We start from the raw sequence: 18,902 nt of genomic DNA on the forward strand, positions 1-18,902 counted from the left end.
ATGGCTAAGCTAGAGGACATTGCTGATTTACCCGGATTTGGCCCTTCAAAAATCGATAGCTTTCGAAATGCGGGTTATGATACCCTTGAAGATCTGAGAGGTATCACGTGGGACGAACTTGGAGAAGTAAAAGGCATTAAGTCCTCAGCAAAGAGAAGAGCCCTTCTAAACTTCCTAGAGGAGCAGAACCTCCGGGAAAAACCCGAAACAGAAGAAAAATACGAAAAGTTCCGAGCCCTTCTAGAAGAACTCTTCCAATTTGAAAGTGCGGATCTTGATTTCGGTGTGTATCGTATAATGAATGAAAAACGGGGGCGGATTGAGGAATTTCTTGATGAAGAACTCCAAGAAAAGGTCAAGAATGAATTAGAGGAGTTCCAAGCTACAGAGCAGAGTGAGGCTCGAGAACGGCTTGAAGCAGCAAAAGAGCAGATAAATAACGATTTCCCCCACTGGGCTGATAAACACGGAAATATAGATGAAGAGGCTCTCCCTGACGATGCACAAGGAATTGCTAAAGAACGAAAAGACGAATATTTAGAAGCGAAAGCTGAAGCTGAGAAAGCAGACATAGGTGAAAGTACAGAGGCAGCAATATATCAGGACCTCTACCGCTTCTTTAAACGATACTACGAAGACGGTGACTTCATCCCTCAGCGAAGGGCAGCTAACCAGGAAAAATACGCCATTCCGTATAACGGCGAAGAGGTCAAACTCCACTGGGCAAACAAGGATCAGTACTTCGTAAAAACTGGTGAACAATTCCAAGACTATAAATTCCGAAAGGACTCCTACGACATCGAATTCAAACTCCACGATGCGCACGTAGAAAAGAGTAACAAGAAAGGAGACGAGAAATACTTCGTCCTTCGGGAGCGGAACCCGATCGAACAGGAAGACCGCTGCCTTACTGTACATTTCGAATACCGACCACTAAGAGAGGAAGACTATGATGAATATGGCCTCTCAGAAAGTTCTCGTACAAAGTCTGGCGATATACAGGACGATATAAAAGAAAGAATCCTATCAGAAGTTTCCTCACAACTGCGAGAGGTCCTTGAGAGTGATACTGAGACCGAATATAGTAACAGTAGCGTACTAGAGAAGCATCTTAAGAATTACCGCACTAAGAACGAAGAAGATTATTTCATCCACAAGGATCTAGGAGGCTTTCTTGAACAAGAACTGGACTTCTATCTGAAGAATGAGGTATTTTCTTGGAAAGAACTAACCGATGAAACTGGAGAGATACCATCTCACGTTCGGGCTAGACTTAACGCGGTTGAGAATATTGCCACAGAAATAATTGAATTTATATCCCAAATAGAAGACTTCCAGAAGAAGCTTTATGAGAAGAAGAAGTTCGTCGTAAACTCTGAATATTGTGTCACACTCGATAAGGTTCCAGAAGAACTCTACTCTGAGATTCTTGAGAACGATGAGCAATTAGAAAAGTGGAGGGAACTCTACGCAATCGACGAAAAAAGCGGTCTTGCGAAGTATACCGGTAGTGCTGAATTTGACGAGGATTATTTAGAACAGCATCAATCGATGATGATTGATACCAAGTTTTTCGATCCAGAGTTCAAGTTCAGGCTGCTCTCTCATATTGATGATGTCGATAGCGCTACAGAAGGAGTACTGGTAAACGGGGAGAATTATCAGAGCCTTAAGCTATTGGAAAACAAATACTCTGATTCTATCGATTGTATCTACATTGATCCCCCATATAATACAGGAAATGACGGGTTTGTCTACAAAGACAATTATCCGCACTCTTCTTGGCTCAGTATGTTAAATGATCGGGCTTCTGCCAGCCGTCAATTGCTGAACGAAGATGGAGCATTTTTCTCTAGTATAGACGATAATGAAATGGATCGATACAATCTACTCCTTAGTGACATATTTGGAGAAGAGAATAATGCTGCAAACCTCATTGCTCGGCTCAACCCGCGTGGACGGACTATGGACAAATATGTCGCTCATACACACGAATACATTCTGAGCTATGTGAAGGATAGCTCGAATACAGATGCGATAACCGGAATGCCAAAAGAAGGTGAGATGCTGGAAGAGTACGATAGAGAAGATGATCGGGGCAAATATAGAGACATTGGTCTCAGAAACAGAAATCCACAATTCAACCGAGAAAACCGTCCGAATCTGTATTTTCCGCTTTATATCAATCCAGATACAAATGAAGTCGCCTTAGAAGAAAATGAGGATTATTCAATAGAAATACATCCCACTGATTCCCGGGGACGGGACGATTGTTGGACGTGGAGTGAAGAGAAAGTAGCTAACAATATCGATATGTTGGTCGGTCGGAAGACGAGGAATGGAGACTGGCGAGTTTATAGAAAGGATTACCTGAGAGATGAGAACGGAGAAGTCGCTAAAACGATGGCAAAATCGGTATGGACCGACAAAGAAATCAATAATCAGCGAGGAAAAGAAGCGTTGAAGCATTTGATGGGCGACCATACCGTTGACTTCCCCAAGTCTGTGGATCTAATCAAAAAATGTGTGAAGATTGGGGCAGGTCATGATGGAACAGTTTTAGACTTCTTTGCAGGATCCGGAACTACTGCGCAGGCAGTATTAGAGCTAAATGAAGAGTATGACCAGAATAGAGATTATGTAATGATTGAGATGGCTGATTACCTCCACGAAGTGATCAAGCCGAGAATCATCAAGTGGGTTTATAGTGAAGATTGGGAACTTGGTGTTCCAGAGGGTTCTAGTGGTCGTTCACACCTATTCAAGTACATTGAGACTGAAGATTTCGAGGACACATTACACCAAGAAAATCTGAAAAGTGGAGATTCGCAAGCCTCATTTGATGAATTCTCACCGAGCAGACTGTCCTATTATCTGAATTTCGAAGTAGATGGGCCGTCTTTGCTAGATCTTGGAGGGCTGAAAGATCCATTTGAGTACTCTCTTTATATTCAAAAAGGGAATGAAACCAAGAAAGAGACAATCGATCTTATAGAGACTTTCAATTATCTCCTAGGTCTGGAGGTTCGAAGTATTCAGCAGCTGGAAAACAATGATCGGAAGTATCGTGTAGTAAATGGCGAGCGAGACAATGAGAATGTCACGGTGATTTGGAGAACTGTTGAAGACGATGACGGCGAAGAATTCTTTGAAAACGATCGAGAGTTCCTGAGAAGTAACGTACTGGGGGATGAGGATTCCGTGTATATAAACTACGACAGCGCTCTCCCCGACGCAAAGTCTATTGAAAAAATCTTCCAGAACCGGATGTGGGAATAGATGGACAACTTCGACCAGAAACTCGTACTAGTTGAGTATCTCAACAACAAGTTCGGCGCTGACAGCTTTGAAGACTTCCGAGAAGCGTTGAATGATACAGAAGAGGGATTCAAGGCCGATAACCGTAGTCGATTTAAAGAGAATCTGACTTCGGAATTAGAGCCGACCGATTGGGTCTGGGATCGTATCGACCAGTATGATCAAAACATCGGGGAGTATGAGAAGAAGCTAAATGAAAATAGAGATGAAGATATTCGACTGAAGTACTTCCAGTATCTCTCACTGCTATTCACAGAAATATATCTTGATCTTTTCTACAACCATCGAGAGAAGCTAAAAGAGGAGTTCAGCCAGGTAATAGATGACAAGAAAGCCGAATTAGATGCTGACGACTTATATTCTCTAGAGGAAGGTAACCTACGTAAACTCGCTTACTGGATGGCTACTGGTTCAGGGAAAACCCTGGTTATGCACGCAAACTTCTGGCAATTCCAGAAATATACGAGCCAAGAAGTTGAAAATATCTTACTGATCACTCCTGACAGCGGCCTAACCGAGCAGCATCTAGAAGAATTTGAAGCGAGTGGAATTGAAGCGGAAAAGTTCAGCCCCGGAAACAACTCTTCCTCAGACGCTCTAGTAAGCGTTTTAGATATATATAAGATAAGTGATGAAAATGGCGACAAGACATTCCCAGTAGAAATGTTTGAGGGAGACAACCTCGTGTTCGTTGATGAAGGACACAAAGGAGCTCAAGGGGATACCTGGATTAACTATAGAGAACAGGTAATCGGTGAGAATGGATTTTCCTTTGAATACAGTGCGACCTTTGGTCAAGCACTGAGCTCTATCGAAAACGAGCAATTACAGAATCGCTATGTCAAGTCAATCCTCTTTGACTATTCATTCCGGAATTTCCATATTGACGGGTTCGGAAAAGAATACGACATTTTGAATCTTGCAGATGATGAATCGACACGCCGAAATAAGTACTTAACCGCAAATCTGCTCTCATTCTATGAACAGAAGAAGTACTTCACGGAGAATTCAGAGAACCTTGAAGACTTCAATTTGGAGGACCCGCTTTGGATCTTTGTCGGGCAAACAGTAAACGCGGTAAGTGGCCGAGAACTGACAAAGAAGGACAAAGTCTCTGACGTAGAAGAGGTTGTGAGATTTCTGAATCGAGTGCTCAGTAATCGAGAAACGATAATAGACGAAATAGATGATATCCTATCAGGCACTGAGTTTCTTGACGAGGACGGCAAACCCCTATTTGAGGACCGGTTCAATTACCTGAAGACTGCAGATATCAGCCCAGAAGAAATGTATCAGGAACTTCTGGATTTGATATTCAATTCTTCGGCGGATACTGAACTCAATGTTGTCCGGCTGAAGAACACGGAAGGAGAAATTGGGTTACGTGTTGGAAGAAATGAAGAGTACTTCGGTCTCGTGAATATTGGTGCCGGCACCACTAAGCAGTTTGTTGACCGAATTGAGGAAAACACCGATATAGTCGTTGAAGAGCAGGAGTTCAAAGGCTCTATTTTCGCAGATTTGGATTCAGGCGATTCAGACGTGAACGTTCTGATCGGTGCAAAAAGATTCACCGAAGGTTGGGACAGCTATCGAGTTTCCAATATGGGATTGATGCGAGTCGGTCGTAATGAGGGTGCTGAAATCATCCAGATCTTCGGTAGAGGGATACGTCTTCGTGGAAAGAACCATTCGTTGAAACGTACAGCCCATCTAGAACTCTCTGAATCTGAGATCCCCAAAAATATTGAAATCCTTGAAAGGCTGAATGTATTTGGGATCAAGGCAGATTACATTAAAGAATTCGAGGATCAGCTCGAAAAAGAAGATATACCAACCGGGTTTGTCACAAAGTCTGTGGAGACGGAGGTCGATACAGATCTAGTTGATGATGATCTCAAGGTTCCTCGAAGGAGTGACGAGACTAATTACGTTGACGAAACGGTTTCCAGTTTAGATGTTTCTGATTCTCATAAGCCGTTTGTAGATTTATATCCAGAAGTGCAAACTCTCCGTAGTCGTTCCTCTTTAGGATTGAGTGAAGAGAAAAACAAGATGACCGGTGATGATCTGAAGACATCTCTAGTTGATTGGGATCAGATCTTAATTGATATGATTGGATATAAAGAACGCAGCGGCTACTCCAATCTGATTTTGGATAAAAAGGACCTCAGGAAAATAATCAATAACGACGAATTCGTGCTTCAATGTCCGGAGAGACGAATTGAGTCGGATAGCATAGTCACAGAAAAAGAGAAGACTGAGGAAATTATTAGAATCATCCTTCGCAGCTACATAGATAATTTCTACACTACTGAGAAGTCCAATTGGGAAGATCTACGGAGAGAATATCAGACCCTTAATGAAGAAGATCCAGAACTGAATTTCGACCTCAAATTTAGAATTCCCGATGATAACGACCTCATTGAAGAAGTAACAGAAATCATCGAGAGTGCTAGTGATCCAAATAGCAACTATACCCTTTCCTTCGATAGGAGCCTCTACCAACCTCTATTCATCAAGAAGAATGTCGAAGATAAAGATCCAGAAGAACAATTGAAGGCACCGGCGCAATCCCTCAATGAAGATGAGCAAAGGCTTGTTGAGCGACTAGACGGATTGTGTAAAGAGGGTAAGCTATCTGAAGAGACTATTTACTTACTGCGGAATCCGCGTAACCGAGGGGTTGGGTTTGAGCAAGGTGGATATCCAGACTTCCTACTTTGGATCAAGAGCGATCAGAGTCAGAAACTGATATTCCTGGATCCACACGGCATGGTATGGGAACCAGCTCAAGTCGAGAACGCAGATAAAGTGAAACTGGCTAAGCGGATTGATAAGTTGGAAGACCAGCTTGACGATTCCAATGTTGAAATGCATTCTTATGTCATTTCTGTTACTGACGAACAAACCCTGAACGACCGATTTGATGACTTCAGCGTCGAAAACTATGAGGAGAATAACGTTTACCTACAGGACAAAAAAGATGGGAAAAATTATCTGGAAAGAATCCTCGAAGATGCTGGAGTAAATCTCAAATAATCCGGATTCAAAGGTAGAAGCGCGTTAGTATTGATATTCACAGTCAATTGTTCTCCAACTTATATCGGAGTGGACCGGAGAACGTGGTGCCTCCGGTCAAATTCATCCAGTACGGCTTCTCCTTTTCCACGAATTGTTTCTGCTCTGTGTACTCGTCGAGAAGCTCATCTACCGTTTGTATACTTCATCACCCTCTTCGAGTAGTGCTTCTAACTCGGTTTCATACACACCGACGACGTCTTCGACTTGACCTCCGTCCGGGAACAGTGGGTTGTCGCTATCTGGATCTAGGTCGGTCCGGTAGGCACCAGCCTGTTCTAACTGGTCTTGGCTGAAGTAGCCGTACTCCCACGAGTCATACGTATTCGGTGATTTGACACGGCCAAAATACAGGTCATCTTCGGTTTTGTCGTAGGCTTCCCACGTCCAATTCGGAAGGAATGCTGCCTCCCAAGCCGCTAACGGCTCTTCTTCATCAAAATCTGTAATCAGTGAATCACCCTTTTCTATGCCTCTACTCCGTGCTTTTCAAGCAGTTCTCTGATTTTCTCATCTTCACCCTCCCAATACTCATCCGATTCTGTGGACTCAATCCGTTGCTGTGCTCTACGCTCAACTGTCTGTCTTCCCAACTGCTCTGGATCGGGTATCTCGTTGTAACCTGTTTCTAGGAGTTTGGCGGCTTGCTCGAATCCTTGATCCAAGTTGTAGTCTGGGACATCACCGGTGTAGTGTGTTAGTGCGCGTGTGGCCGCGTTGTAGGTCTCCCAAAGCGTCGGAGATTCTGGATCATCCACCTCCTCGTGTAGTGCATTGAGTAGGTCTGGAACCGGTTGTTCCAGGAAGTTTCCAATCCCTTGGTCTAAGAGTACGAGCAGTGCTTCATCTTGGTTCATCAGTTCCCGGTTCTGTGCCTGTGACAACCGGTGCTCGATCTCGGCGGGAGACTCAATCACTGCATCCACTGCGTGATACGCCAGTCCCGGTTGGAACGGATCGCCGTGTGTCTGATCGAATCCGAGCTCGGAAACAAAAGCCATCATCCCGTTACTGCAGACCTGGCGTTCAGCACCAACGTCATACTTCAAACCGTGGAAACCACTGTGACCGCTCCGCACCTTCAGACCGAGGTTGATCGGATCATCCTGATTGGCGTAGACCGTAGTGTCTCCTGTAAAATCGATGTTGGCACTCATTCTATGGGCTGTCGGGGACAGTGAAACACCTCCCTTCACATCGATATTCAAATCACTGTGCTGCTCTACAGCATCACCAACTGTTTCGAGGATATCACCGTACTGAATCACGTTGTAGAAGTCTTCGTTACTGGAGACGACACCGGTGGTCCGGCCATCATCTGTCCACAAACTATCTCTGTACGGCACCCTGTCCCACTCATCACTCTCAGTGTGATGTGCGTAGACGTCGTGACGACTTACCTCGGGTAGCTCCTCTGCGGTTTTGTAAAGTTCATCTAAATTGTCGAAAGTGTAGCGTTCTCCTTGAATAGACAATTCCACCTCATCTTGTATTCTAAACTCGGAGTCCCAACAAACAAACTCAACAAGTAACACCCTGTTTCACTTGGACCCAGTACTTCACCTAGGATCAATAGAAAACCAGGCTGGGTACACACTAGTTATTAAGGAATAGGGAGACCTGTAGCCGCTCATGCCAAGCGATTTAGAATCCGGATCAAAGCGCAAAAACGTATTATCTGTCTTCCATAATCACCCAGACCTATCACTTCCAGGCGAGCACATCGACTTAGACGAATTATTGCTTGACGATCCAGGCTACTTTATTTACGAACTAGAACAGGAAGCTAAATATTTAGCCATGACAAGTGGTGTAGGAGATCCTTCGTATTCTACAGAGAGCGTGATAGAAATCAACCGGTCCGATCAATATCTAAAAGAACATGATATTCTTCTGGAAGCCTTGATCACACACAAAGGAATATTGAACGGTACCTTTCTCGAAGAAAAATACGTTGAGATCGTGAACGCGCATACCGCAGGATATGTTGAAGAAGACGATGGAAATGTCCTGAATCACTTAGCGGTGATACCTATACCGAAAAACTTCGATCAGAATAATTTGGAAATGTCGATTGATGCGGCAGTGAATATGATGAAACAGACCGTTGAACTTCAAAGAGACCTGTTGAAAACAGCAAAAGAATTTAGAACAGAAAGATTCTGAAGTCATTTCATAGAGTTCTAATCTATTCGGGTGTGGCGCTGAGAATTGATTCATACTCTGGACTAACTGAGACACCTTTATCGATCATCTCCCGTGCAACCTCCCCACCGACAAGGTACACCGATTTTCTTTGACCCTCCAACATTCCATCATGAGCTAAGTAAGCAACTTGCCCTGAAACCTCAGCCTCCCATTCAACACTGTTCCTGACCTCGCTGATCAACACTATGCTAGAACCAGAAGTCACGTTCACCCGTTCTAATGGTATGAAATTCTCACTACTCAGGGCATGGTTCCTTCTCTGACCTTCATCTATCTCCTCAAATGACCTAGAAAGAACTGCTACCTTACTCTCCGTGTCAATATGCCACTGCACCGACTCCCCGTAGACAGGGTGGTCAAACGAGACCAGGTCGCGTATAGACTTCGGCAAGTTCAGTTTGAACTTGTCTCTAAGCCGTTTTACCTCCAAAATTCTCAAACCCATTTTACCTGCTCACAAATACTGTACTGAAGTCCCTTGTAATAACACTGTTCGAAAATTCGAACGCGTTGCGGGTTACAGTCAGGTTTGAAAATTCGAAAAACGTCTGTAATATGATATGATGTGCTGTATGCCTATCTGGAATGTTGAGAAAACAGATTCCAAAAGCTCGTGTAGGAGCGTTGAATCTGATGTTGTCCGCTCTGCTGCTGGCTCTTACGGCCCAGCCTGCGGCGGCATCCCACGATAATTTACCGTGTAGTGTTCCTCCGGAGCTACTGCCGTTGTTTGAGCTGCTGCACACCCTGACGGATGTCGCGTTCCTATTGGGTGTTGGATTGGCCACCTTGGGATTCACTGTTGCAGGTCTCCTGATCGCTGGTCCGTTCGGTGACGACTACACTCAGCACGGTAAGAGATTGGCGAAACGCGTGTTCATCGGGACCGTGCTGTTGCTGTCGGCAGGAATGATTGTCTCGTTCCTGACCAGCCAGATGGGAGGTACCTTCTGCTCATGAACCCGTTCAAAATCTTGGTAGTCGTACTGCTGATCACCGGGTTAGCAGTACCCGTATCCGCTACGACACCGACTCCAGAGAGTGAGGAGGACGAGGAAGATGATTCGGAGACTGTTATCGATTTCTCCGGGTTGAGTTCCGCCATCGATGACCTTGTCGACGAATTAGCCGACTTCACCGGCACCTGGGATACCACCTTGGAAGACTTGCTGATCGCTGTCCTGTTCAAACCGTTTCATCTCTTGGCACAGCAACTGGTTCGACAGTTCACGCTTATACTGACTAACACACCGACGATCTATCCCAACCCCGTCGTCGAGGACGTCCACCGAGACACACTACTAGTGACCTATGCGGTTGCCGGACTAGTGCTTCCCGCGACAGGGATTCTGTACATGTATGGCTCGGTTCTCGGAGTCAGCTACCGCGAGGTCCGAATGATACTTCCCCGGTTCATCACCGGATTAGTCTTCGCCACGATCTCTCTACCACTGCTTCAGTACACGGTGGAGTTCTCGGATGCGTTGGTGTATGCGTTCGCACCCTCTGGTTTGACGATGTCCACTACCCAATTAGCCGGGTTATCAGTGTCACTAGTACTGGTCTGGGTGATCAACGCGTTTCTCCTACTTGCACTAGTCGCATTGTTCATCATCCGGAACGTCTACATCCTGTTCGTAGCCGCGATCAGTCCCTTGCTGGCATTGGCTTGGGCGTTCCCGAAAACTAAGAGATACGCGGATACGTTCATCTCCGGGTACTGGACCGCGTTAGCGATGGCACCGCTCGACGTCCTCGTCCTGAAGTTTATTTTCTCACTCTTATCTGCTCAAGGTAGCGGCGTTCAAGGAGTTTCTAACTGGGTTCTAGGTGTTGCCGGGTTCACGCTCCTGCTCTGGGTGCCTTACCAGTTGTACGGAGCAAGTCAGGCGATCCTCGGTCAGGCGTACATGGTCTCACGAGGGGTCAAAACACGGGTTAAACAGAGAAAACAGATGCAGAAGCAGCAGGAGTACCGTGAGAAACGTTTGAAGCAGGGTCGGCAGGCAGCCAACCAGGACAGGAACAAGTTCGGTTACCGAGGTGGGAACTGATGGTTAAATTCAGTCTTCCGCGTAACACCGCTACACCGGTCAAGTTCCTTGGGTACTTCACAGTCAAAGACATTGCCCGTTTAGCAGTTCCGACCACGATCACAGCTGGGGTCACGTACAATCCTGTTGACCTAGTTGGAACACTGCTCGGTGTCCTCGTAGGATTATTCATCGGATTGTCACTGGTTTTCCTCCAGATCGAGGGAAAAACCGTTGACGTTCACCTGTTCCACTTCCTGCGTCGAACCTTGGTGGAGAAATTCAGTGAACCCGTTGAGATAGATAGGGTAAGTGACGAGTATGTATTGACCTCCACCGGTACTGCTGTTGGAGTGGTGAAGGTCCAGCCTGTACCGCTTAGCATGCAAGGTGAACCCCAGCAGAAGGCGTTACACAGTGTCCTTGCAGAGCTCTACGATACGATCTCTTTCCCCATCGAGGTTCACTCTCGACAGCTACCACTAAAACTCGATACCTACATCGAGAAAATCGCGGATAAGGGAGAAACCAGTCAGGCCCAGGACTACGTCCAGTATCTCGAAAACCTGAATCAGGGAAACGCCACAACCACTCACCACTACATCGTTGTCAGGGCAGACAAACCCGGTGAAACCCAATTCCGAGAGCTACTTCAGAATATTCGAGAACACTACGAGCAGTTGGAACCAGTATTCGAAAAAATCGAGTCCTACATCGAACTCGAAACCGAGACTGAATCAGACAACTCGGAAACCGTAGCAAAGCTCAACCACCGGATCGACGTCGTCGTCGACCAACTCAACCGTGGAAGCCTAGAAGCAACGCAAGTCACCGGATTAGAACTCCAGCAATACGCATACAGCTTCAACCAACAACCCAACCACGACACCCGGACTTACCAGTTACCGGACTCCCAGATCGGAGCCTACCGCCGACCTCTCTACATCACCGAATATCCTGCCAATGCAGAACTCGGCTGGCCAGTCACACTGCTAAACCAATCTAGCAACGGCCGAATCGACATCATCCAGAGAATCGAACCCCGGAATCAGTCCAAAACAGTTCGAAAACTGGAAAGACACATCGACCGGTTAGACGCAGAAATCAACTCACGGCTCGGAGGCGGTCTAATCAAAGACATCGCAGAACTCCGAACCCGGCGAGAAGACGCTGAAAACATGGTTAGCTTAGCTGCTGACAACAACCAGTCGCTGATCGACTACAGCACCTACATAGTCGCTCATGGAGACACGCCACAGCAGCGAGACCACGCACACACTCAAGCAAAGACTCGGCTCGATACACTGCTTGCAGAGTACCAATCACCGGTATTCCGGACTGATCAAGCGGTTAAAACAGAGTCAATTCTCTACAACGACTCCTTGAACCATTCCCGGATAATGCCGAGTAGTTCGGCAGCCAGCGGGTTCACATTCGCCACCAGCAACCAGAATGAAGGCTCCGGGATCATCTACGGAACTTCTACTGAAGATCAGTCACCAGTTCTCCTCGATCTATGGAACTGGAGCAGCCACAGCCTTGCCATTCTCGGTAAAACTGGGTCCGGTAAAAGCTTCTACGCCAAAACGCTGCTTCTACGCTGGAAACTCGCCTATCCCAGCCTCGAACAAATCATCGTAGTCGACCCGAAAAACGAGTACAGAGACGTCATCGAACAGCTTGGCGGCTCCACAACCACACTCAACAGTGACACTGATTACCAGTTCAACGAAGAGGTACAAGGTTTCCAAGTCGAAACCCGTGGCAGCGAAGACAACGCCGAGAACCTGGTAAACCTGATTAGAGCGATCTACAGCCATACCTCCCAAAACACGGGTAAGACGTTCGTCATAATTGACGAGGCCCACAATATTCTACGCCGCAAAAGTGGACGGGAGGCACTCGAACAGTTCGTTCGAGAGGCCAGAGACACCCAGACCTCGGTGGTGATGATCTCACAGAACGCCGATGACTTCGCATCCAATCTGGAAGGTCGAAACATCCTGAAAAACCTGGAAGCCACCTTCCTAATGCGACATAGCGAAGTCGCAGAAGACGTTATCGACTTCTTCCAGCTCTCCACTCAGGAAACCACTGAACTACAAAAACTGAAGACAGGTACCAAATCCGACTACAGCGAAGCGTTGATGAAAATCACTGACCGCCTTGACTCCAAAGTCCAGATCACCGCCACCTACACCGAATACTCCACGATCACACAAGGAGATGGTGAATAATGGGTGTCTTCGACTTCCTGCGATCCAACCATATCACCCTCAATGAGGCAGAAGCAGAGTGGCTGCAAAACTCTCCGAAGCCTTGGCACAGTGTCGAGGTTCTCCCACCGCGAAACCAGGACACACCATCTACCTTGCCGTACTTCGTCTCCGGCATACTGGAGATACAGAACAAGTGGCTTGGACTCAAGAATACCTCGCCCACAGTCAGCTATGAAATACGGAGGGCACGAAACGATCAACTCCGGTTCCAGTACTCAGTACCAACTAAACGGCTTGAACGTAAAGTCCGGACCCAGTTAGCCGATGAAATACCGGGAGTGGAATTCAGGGACGGAGTCAACGGACTACCGGTCTACCAAGATGAAACACTGGGTGGTGGGCTGCTCCACCTTGGAGACGATGACTGGTACACACTGAACACTGAGCATGACTCACCGCCTATCAACGCGGTTACAGCGCTTCTGCACCGGCACTCGATGCAGAACACTAAGTTCGTAATCCAAGTCCTGTTCCAGCCAATCGCAGCTAAAAACGCTCGGAACTGGTGGTGGAGGAAGAAAGCTGTTCAACAACGCAACTACCTCAAAAAAGAGAAACAAGGTATCTGGGGATCGACCCAACCCACCCGTCGAGAAAAACAGCAAGCACACAGCATCAACCAGAAAATCGGGAACGCACGATACTGGACCAGTATCCGCTTCCTGATCATCAACGCTGGCGAGTACACACCGAGTCGAATCAAAGAACTCGCCGGCGGATTCAACCGGTTCGAAAACCCGGAAACCAATCAGTATTTCAACACGGTTACTTTCCAACCTTTCCTAAGCAACCGGCTTCGTAGCTACGCAGAAACCGTTCGGGACCGAAGATTCGGTGGTTGGAGCCGGAAATTCCGGACCACCCAAAGAGAACTCTCCAGCCTTGTCTCGCTTCCTGACCGCAACCAATCCAACATCAGCTACAGCACACCATGAAACCCAATCAAGTACAGAACCTAGTCGAGAACAGCGACAGTTTCACAACCACGTTCCTTGGCACCCATACCAGTACACTCGGTGTCGAAGAAAACGTGGGAATCCCCGACCAGAAACGCTTGATCCACGTACTCAACACGGGACCGACTGGTTACGGGAAAACCCAGTTGATGATTCACGCAGCCCTACAGGACGCCCACAAAGACCGTGGTTTCTGCATGGTGATCCCGAAAGGAGACGCCATCAATCAGATACTGTCTAAGCTTCCAGATGATCGGTTAGATGATGTACTTTACGTCAATCCTGCCCAAGAGAACATTCCCTCGATCAACGTATTAGAGCCCTACGTCACCGAGGATATGACTCGGCAGCAAAAGGAGAATCAGAAAGAGATCATTGTCTCCGATCTCATCAACCTATTCAAACGTCGAAGCGAGAACTGGGGTGACCAGTTCGGCCGAGTGCTTGAAACACTGCTGAGGGCACATATCGACCTAAACATTCAAAATCAGGAAACGAACTCACTGCTTGACGTCTTCCGCTGCGTCATCCAAGACGATGCGCTCTCCGAATTAATCGACCGCACCGAGGATACGGTGGTCCGTGAGCAGTTGGTCCGGGTCAAAGAGGATATGAGCAGCTACCAAATGGAGCCCTTGCAACGCCGGTTGAACGACTTCGTGATGAACTCCACCATCCGAGAAATCGTCTCCAGTACTGAGAGCGATATCAACTTCAGAGACGCACTCAACCAGAAGAAGATCATCTTAGTAGAGGTTCAGAAAGGCGAACTCGGAGACACCGTGTCCCAACTTCTCGGCAGTATAGTGATTACAAAGGTCTGGGCAGCAGCACAAAGCCGGATCACCGAAAAACAGGAAAACCGGACACCGTTCTTCCTGTATGTCGACGAGCTCCAGAACTTCGGAAGCGAAGGAAGCGCCCTCGCCAAAATGCTGAGTGAAGCACGGGAATACCGGCTCGGTGTCTGGCTGGCAACACAGTACCTCTCCAACCTTGATTCCTCCAAGATGCGGGAGGCCGTCCTCAACAACTGCCGCAGTAAAATCGTGTTCAAACCCAGTGATAGCGACCAGCAAAACAGGTTACTCTCCTCACTGAATCAGATCTCCAAAGACGAGGTGAACCAACTGGGGCGTTTCCGAGCAGCACTGCAAACACCCAGTGATCGACAACAAACACCAGCTGTTATCTTCGACACCTACCCGCCCTGGACCAATGAAGACCAAGTCGACGTCGAGGAACTGAAAAAGAAGTACTCGGTCGCTACGCCTCGAACCCAGCAAAAGGGTGGAGTGCAGCTCGGTCAGTCACTAGGGAAAGGGAACAATGCTGGTGGAGAACTCCACGAACAGCTACTGCTCACCGCCAAAACACGTTTAGAGGAAGACGGGGAAGGCACCCAAGTCAACCTCCTATACCAAGGACAGGGTGACGACAAACCCGACGGCAAAATTATTCTCCCAGACGGCTCTATAGCACATCTCGAAGCCGAACACTCCACACTCTCGAAGCCGGTGAAGGTCCTAACCAACTACCTACGTGCCACGCAAGAGGGCCGGGAATGCATCTTTGTCGTCCAGCAGGGTAACGCGAAGAAATTGGAGAATATACTTACAGACCCTGTTAATCGTCGAGGCCAGGACCACGAAGACACAGACGGTAGTTACAGCTACTACAAAGGTGAGGACGATGAATTCACCGACACCGAAACACTGCTAGAGAACGGTGAGTACCGTATCATCGAAGCCAGTGAAAACCAGATAACAATCCACAACGATTCTGTAGAAGCTGAATGCCCCGAACTCGATAATCTCCCTGAGGACGAACTCAAAAACTTCTGTTTCCTTCGAGAAGAAGACGGATACTGTACCGCCCTCGGCCAACCCTGCGTCCTAACACAAGCCGATGACTGACCCAGATGAAGATCTACGGGACAAAGATCAAGCCGTACTTGAAGCCATTCGAACTGGGGAAGATGATATCCAGAAAATCACAGAGACAACCACACTGGAAAACCACGAGGTGAACTACTGCTTCACCAAACTCGAAGACCTCGGCCTAATACACGTGGAGAAACCCGACGGCTACACCACCCGAAGAATCAACGGCCAAAAAAGAGTCTTCCAAACACCGAAACAAGCCCACCTCACACAGAAAGGAGAACAGTACCTAGAACACATTGAACGAGAAGATGTAGAGCAGTACGAAAACCTGAGCAGAAAGGAACTCGTGGAGAAAGTCCACAGGCTCGACAACCAAATGCAAAAACTGGAGTCTACGGTTCAAAGCTTCAGAAAACAAGTCCAAAAACACCTACTCGAATAACCAAGTCATAGAGAGAAAATCAAACGTCAGTCTGATACGGCTCGTCTTTTGCGTCTTGTACATCCTCATCCTGCTCAATTTCAGAGCCTGTCCGATCCTTATTCCTAGACGCAACACTTCTCATCGCTTCCTGCTTCTCGTCGAATCCATCTTTTAATTTTGAAAGCCCCTTTGACAGTCCTTGAACAAACCGCTCGCCTTTCCCCGTGATCCGGAAACGGTGAGGTTCTCTGTCTTCATCTGATTCGGCCATCTCCAAGTCTTCATAAGACTGCATCCTGCTCGAAAAACCAGGGTCAAGTGGACCATGCTCTTCCCTTCTGAATTTCCAGTCATCAGAATCAGCCTCTGAGTTCCGGTACTGGTATAGTGACTTATGAAACTTCAATCGGCCTTCTATCTCTCCGTCAAACTCAGACAGCATCATCAACCGCGGATGATACTCCTCACCCTCGTTGTCCTCACTCATATGAAGTCACCTATCTTGGTCTGTAGAGGCTCTCTTTCCAGTATCTCCACTTGGTCAAAACGTGTATCAATAGAGGTGTTAGACGTGGTTACAATCATCTGCTTGTCCAGAGATAGGATGTACTCAAGAGCTGCATCTCTATTCTCTTCCTCTTGAAGATTTGAAAACGGCTCATCTAGGACAATGGTATCCCACTCGATAACCCCGCTTTCAGTCGCAAAACGGCTCAAGGTACAAGCAAAGGAGATGTTCAATAGATGTAGTTCTGAACCGCTCAGGTTGCCTCCTCTATCGTACTCACGTAGATTGTTCCTTCCAGGGAACTGGATTCGACCCTCCTCAGAGATACTGATTCCAAGTTGCAGATTAGAGTTCATCTGGTTATATGCCTCTTCCCAGGCCTCACTGAACTCCTGAATTCCTGCCTCAAAGCTTTCCTCAGTCAGTTCCTCAACCAGCTCTGATGCATGATCATATGCCTCAGAGTAGGCCTCAGATTTCCTTTTTACCGCCTCAACCCTCTCATCAAGAGTTTCACGGTCGGATCTAAGTTCCTCCAAACTGGATGAGATCGATTCCAACTCTTCCTGGACGTGATCCTGAACCTGCTGGATATTATGCTCGTAGTTATCTAGTCTTCGCTTAGTGAACCCATCAAGTTCTTCGAGTTCGGGTCTATCCTCTTTCAGCTCTTCAATATGGTCTGAGACCTCATCTCGCTGGGCTTGTAGTTCTTCGATCTCTTCTTTCAACTCAGCAAGCAGATCGTCTGACTCCTCGATTTTCTGGGTTAAACGCTGCTTCAATCCGTCAAGAGAGTGGTCGCGACCACAGTATGGACAGTAGCCGCGTTGAATCCGGTTCTTAGCCTTCTCAGTCGTAATTCTGCGGTCACAGGTTGGACAGACAAAATCGTTGACTGCCTCTGCAATTATATCATTAACTTCGGATTCGTAGTTCTCTTGTTTCCTTTTCTTCCGGTGTAGCTTCCGAAGACGCTTGCGCAATCCCTCTTTTTCCTTGAATAACTCATCAAGCCTGTTCTCCAACTCTTCATCTTTCTTCAACTGTTGGCTGAGTTCAGCCAATTTACCAGAGTCAATCTGGGATTCAAGTCGGTTGTATTTCTCCTTCTGTGACTCTAAATCACGGATCTGCCTATCAAGATCAGACTCCTCCTCTGAAAGACGACGCTTGGCATCCTTCGTCTCAATCACTAATTCGCCTAGTTGTTCTTCAGCATCCTCCAGCCGGGAAATTCTCTGTTCAAGCTCTCTATTGGTAACGCTCCGAATCAGTTTGGTTCTCTGACTTCGACTCAACTCGTCTAACGGCATCTTCCCGATATGAGAGTGGACAAAGAGAGATTTCAGCAGAGTAGTAGCCCCAAGATCGTTTGAGAATGCTTCTGACGCTTTTGAACCCTGTAATGTTTCGTCTCCTCTTTCGTACTCGGCTTCTGGATTACCCCGGAAAAACCGGGTATCGTTCGTGAACTCGAGTTCAACCTTGTTCTGCCGTCCTGTTGCTAAGTCTATAGTATGTTGTGCTCCAAGAAGATTGTAGAGAATAGCGTTGAAAGTCAGTGTTTTACCGGTCCTGCTTCCTCCCCTGAGCAACTGAGATTCCCTGCTTACAGATTCGATTTCCATGCCTCGATGCTCGCCGCTAGCAAACTCTTCGATATCCAGGGAGTCAATCCTCATCGGTTATATCGTACAATTTTACTGAACTTTTAACTACCTGTCGGAGGCTCCGATATTCCCGATAGCTGAATAAGTAGATAACAACCAGCGACCCAATCAACGAAAGACCGGCATACATCAATCCATACAAGTAGTTCACAGCAAACGGCAGCGAAAACCCGATCAACAACCCAGAAAGAACCGTTACCAAATGGCGGTGTGCTTTGCCATCCATTCTATCTATACGGTCCTGCGTATCCTGATCAGCATCCCAATAGAACTCATCGTCTCCCGTACCTTCATTGATGCTCTTGAAGCTCTCCTCAATCACATCACCCGCGAAAAACTCCATCAAACCATCGTTGAAAACCACACTGAGAAAGACCAAGCTAGCAGAAGGAATTCCAGCAGCCAAGAAGTAAACCGGACTGCTCAACTCAAACGATGACAAGTACAGAAAACCAGCGGCATAAACGAAGAGAAACAGAGCACCCCAACTCTGCTGAATCTGCTTACCAAGCTGCATAAACAACCATCAACACCAA

Annotated in this window: 14 protein-coding genes; 9 read left to right on the forward strand and 5 right to left on the reverse strand. The window is 47.1% G+C overall.

Annotation, left to right across the window (positions count from 1 at the left end; genetic code table 11):
* Together ACNSN4_RS11255 and ACNSN4_RS11260 are read left to right on the forward strand one after the other, a co-directional pair.
* On the forward strand, positions 1–3,279 hold the full coding sequence (locus ACNSN4_RS11255; RefSeq protein ID WP_418285910.1) for a site-specific DNA-methyltransferase: 3,279 nt from the start codon (positions 1–3) through the stop codon (positions 3,277–3,279).
* Positions 3,280–6,360, forward strand: coding sequence for a DEAD/DEAH box helicase family protein (locus ACNSN4_RS11260; RefSeq protein WP_418285911.1), 3,081 nt, complete (start codon positions 3,280–3,282; stop codon positions 6,358–6,360).
* 506 nt (positions 6,361–6,866) lie between these two features.
* Here the strand turns inward: ACNSN4_RS11260 and ACNSN4_RS11265 are convergent.
* Positions 6,867–7,934 (reverse strand): DUF932 domain-containing protein, encoded by a 1,068-nt coding sequence (locus tag ACNSN4_RS11265; RefSeq protein WP_418285912.1) that lies wholly within the window; start codon positions 7,932–7,934, stop codon positions 6,867–6,869.
* Positions 7,935–8,031: 97 nt separating this feature from the next.
* Here ACNSN4_RS11265 and ACNSN4_RS11270 point away from each other — a divergent pair, with 97 nt between their 5' ends.
* Positions 8,032–8,565: a hypothetical protein gene (locus tag ACNSN4_RS11270; protein ID WP_418285913.1), complete on the forward strand. Its 534-nt coding sequence runs from the start codon at positions 8,032–8,034 to the stop codon at positions 8,563–8,565.
* 22 nt (positions 8,566–8,587) lie between these two features.
* Here the strand turns inward: ACNSN4_RS11270 and ACNSN4_RS11275 are convergent, their stop codons facing one another.
* Positions 8,588–9,052: a hypothetical protein gene (locus ACNSN4_RS11275; protein WP_418285914.1), complete on the reverse strand. Its 465-nt coding sequence runs from the start codon at positions 9,050–9,052 to the stop codon at positions 8,588–8,590.
* Positions 9,053–9,192: 140 nt separating this feature from the next.
* Here ACNSN4_RS11275 and ACNSN4_RS11280 point away from each other — a divergent pair, with 140 nt between their 5' ends.
* The 6 genes from ACNSN4_RS11280 to ACNSN4_RS11305 all read left to right on the forward strand — a co-directional run bounded on the left by ACNSN4_RS11280 (position 9,193) and on the right by ACNSN4_RS11305 (position 16,203).
* Positions 9,193–9,567: a hypothetical protein gene (locus ACNSN4_RS11280; protein ID WP_418285915.1), complete on the forward strand. Its 375-nt coding sequence runs from the start codon at positions 9,193–9,195 to the stop codon at positions 9,565–9,567.
* Complete coding sequence (locus ACNSN4_RS11285) at positions 9,564–10,661, forward strand: TrbL/VirB6 family protein (protein WP_418285916.1); 1,098 nt, start codon at positions 9,564–9,566, stop codon at positions 10,659–10,661. The genes ACNSN4_RS11280 and ACNSN4_RS11285 overlap by 4 nt, the downstream gene beginning before the upstream one ends.
* Positions 10,661–12,877 carry an ATP-binding protein gene (locus tag ACNSN4_RS11290; protein WP_418285917.1) on the forward strand — a complete coding sequence of 739 codons (2,217 nt, stop codon included), beginning with the start codon at positions 10,661–10,663 and terminating at the stop codon, positions 12,875–12,877. Before ACNSN4_RS11285 ends, ACNSN4_RS11290 begins: the two co-directional genes overlap by 1 nt.
* Positions 12,877–13,854 (forward strand): DUF8128 domain-containing protein, encoded by a 978-nt coding sequence (locus ACNSN4_RS11295; protein WP_418285918.1) that lies wholly within the window; start codon positions 12,877–12,879, stop codon positions 13,852–13,854. The genes ACNSN4_RS11290 and ACNSN4_RS11295 overlap by 1 nt, the downstream gene beginning before the upstream one ends.
* 95 nt (positions 13,855–13,949) lie before the next feature.
* Positions 13,950–15,791 carry a type IV secretory system conjugative DNA transfer family protein gene (locus ACNSN4_RS11300; RefSeq protein WP_418285919.1) on the forward strand — a complete coding sequence of 614 codons (1,842 nt, stop codon included), beginning with the start codon at positions 13,950–13,952 and terminating at the stop codon, positions 15,789–15,791.
* On the forward strand, positions 15,784–16,203 hold the full coding sequence (locus ACNSN4_RS11305; protein ID WP_418285920.1) for a hypothetical protein: 420 nt from the start codon (positions 15,784–15,786) through the stop codon (positions 16,201–16,203). The genes ACNSN4_RS11300 and ACNSN4_RS11305 overlap by 8 nt, the downstream gene beginning before the upstream one ends.
* A gap of 19 nt (positions 16,204–16,222) precedes the next feature.
* Here the strand turns inward: ACNSN4_RS11305 and ACNSN4_RS11310 are convergent, their stop codons facing one another.
* The 3 genes from ACNSN4_RS11310 to ACNSN4_RS11320 are packed head-to-tail and all read right to left on the reverse strand — an operon-like array spanning position 16,223 to position 18,883.
* Positions 16,223–16,672 (reverse strand): hypothetical protein, encoded by a 450-nt coding sequence (locus ACNSN4_RS11310; protein ID WP_418285921.1) that lies wholly within the window; start codon positions 16,670–16,672, stop codon positions 16,223–16,225.
* Positions 16,669–18,378, reverse strand: coding sequence for a hypothetical protein (locus ACNSN4_RS11315; RefSeq protein ID WP_418285922.1), 1,710 nt, complete (start codon positions 18,376–18,378; stop codon positions 16,669–16,671). The genes ACNSN4_RS11310 and ACNSN4_RS11315 overlap by 4 nt, the downstream gene beginning before the upstream one ends.
* Complete coding sequence (locus tag ACNSN4_RS11320) at positions 18,368–18,883, reverse strand: hypothetical protein (RefSeq protein ID WP_418285923.1); 516 nt, start codon at positions 18,881–18,883, stop codon at positions 18,368–18,370. The genes ACNSN4_RS11315 and ACNSN4_RS11320 overlap by 11 nt, the downstream gene beginning before the upstream one ends.
* Positions 18,884–18,902: the final 19 nt, after the last annotated feature.

The sequence above is a fragment of the Halorubrum marinum genome (genome assembly GCF_048381195.1).
GTDB lineage: Archaea > Halobacteriota > Halobacteria > Halobacteriales > Haloferacaceae > Halorubrum.

Coding starts and splice junctions, on each gene's coding strand:
- ACNSN4_RS11280 (WP_418285915.1), top strand. CDS start 9,193: ATGTTGAGAAAACAGATTCCAAAAGCTCGTGTAGGAGCGTTGAATCTG.
- ACNSN4_RS11260 (WP_418285911.1), top strand. CDS start 3,280: ATGGACAACTTCGACCAGAAACTCGTACTAGTTGAGTATCTCAACAAC.
- ACNSN4_RS11295 (WP_418285918.1), top strand. CDS start 12,877: ATGGGTGTCTTCGACTTCCTGCGATCCAACCATATCACCCTCAATGAG.
- ACNSN4_RS11285 (WP_418285916.1), top strand. CDS start 9,564: ATGAACCCGTTCAAAATCTTGGTAGTCGTACTGCTGATCACCGGGTTA.
- ACNSN4_RS11270 (WP_418285913.1), top strand. CDS start 8,032: ATGCCAAGCGATTTAGAATCCGGATCAAAGCGCAAAAACGTATTATCT.
- ACNSN4_RS11275 (WP_418285914.1), bottom strand. CDS start 9,052: ATGGGTTTGAGAATTTTGGAGGTAAAACGGCTTAGAGACAAGTTCAAA.
- ACNSN4_RS11255 (WP_418285910.1), top strand. CDS start 1: ATGGCTAAGCTAGAGGACATTGCTGATTTACCCGGATTTGGCCCTTCA.
- ACNSN4_RS11320 (WP_418285923.1), bottom strand. CDS start 18,883: ATGCAGCTTGGTAAGCAGATTCAGCAGAGTTGGGGTGCTCTGTTTCTC.
- ACNSN4_RS11310 (WP_418285921.1), bottom strand. CDS start 16,672: ATGAGTGAGGACAACGAGGGTGAGGAGTATCATCCGCGGTTGATGATG.
- ACNSN4_RS11290 (WP_418285917.1), top strand. CDS start 10,661: ATGGTTAAATTCAGTCTTCCGCGTAACACCGCTACACCGGTCAAGTTC.
- ACNSN4_RS11305 (WP_418285920.1), top strand. CDS start 15,784: ATGACTGACCCAGATGAAGATCTACGGGACAAAGATCAAGCCGTACTT.
- ACNSN4_RS11315 (WP_418285922.1), bottom strand. CDS start 18,378: ATGAGGATTGACTCCCTGGATATCGAAGAGTTTGCTAGCGGCGAGCAT.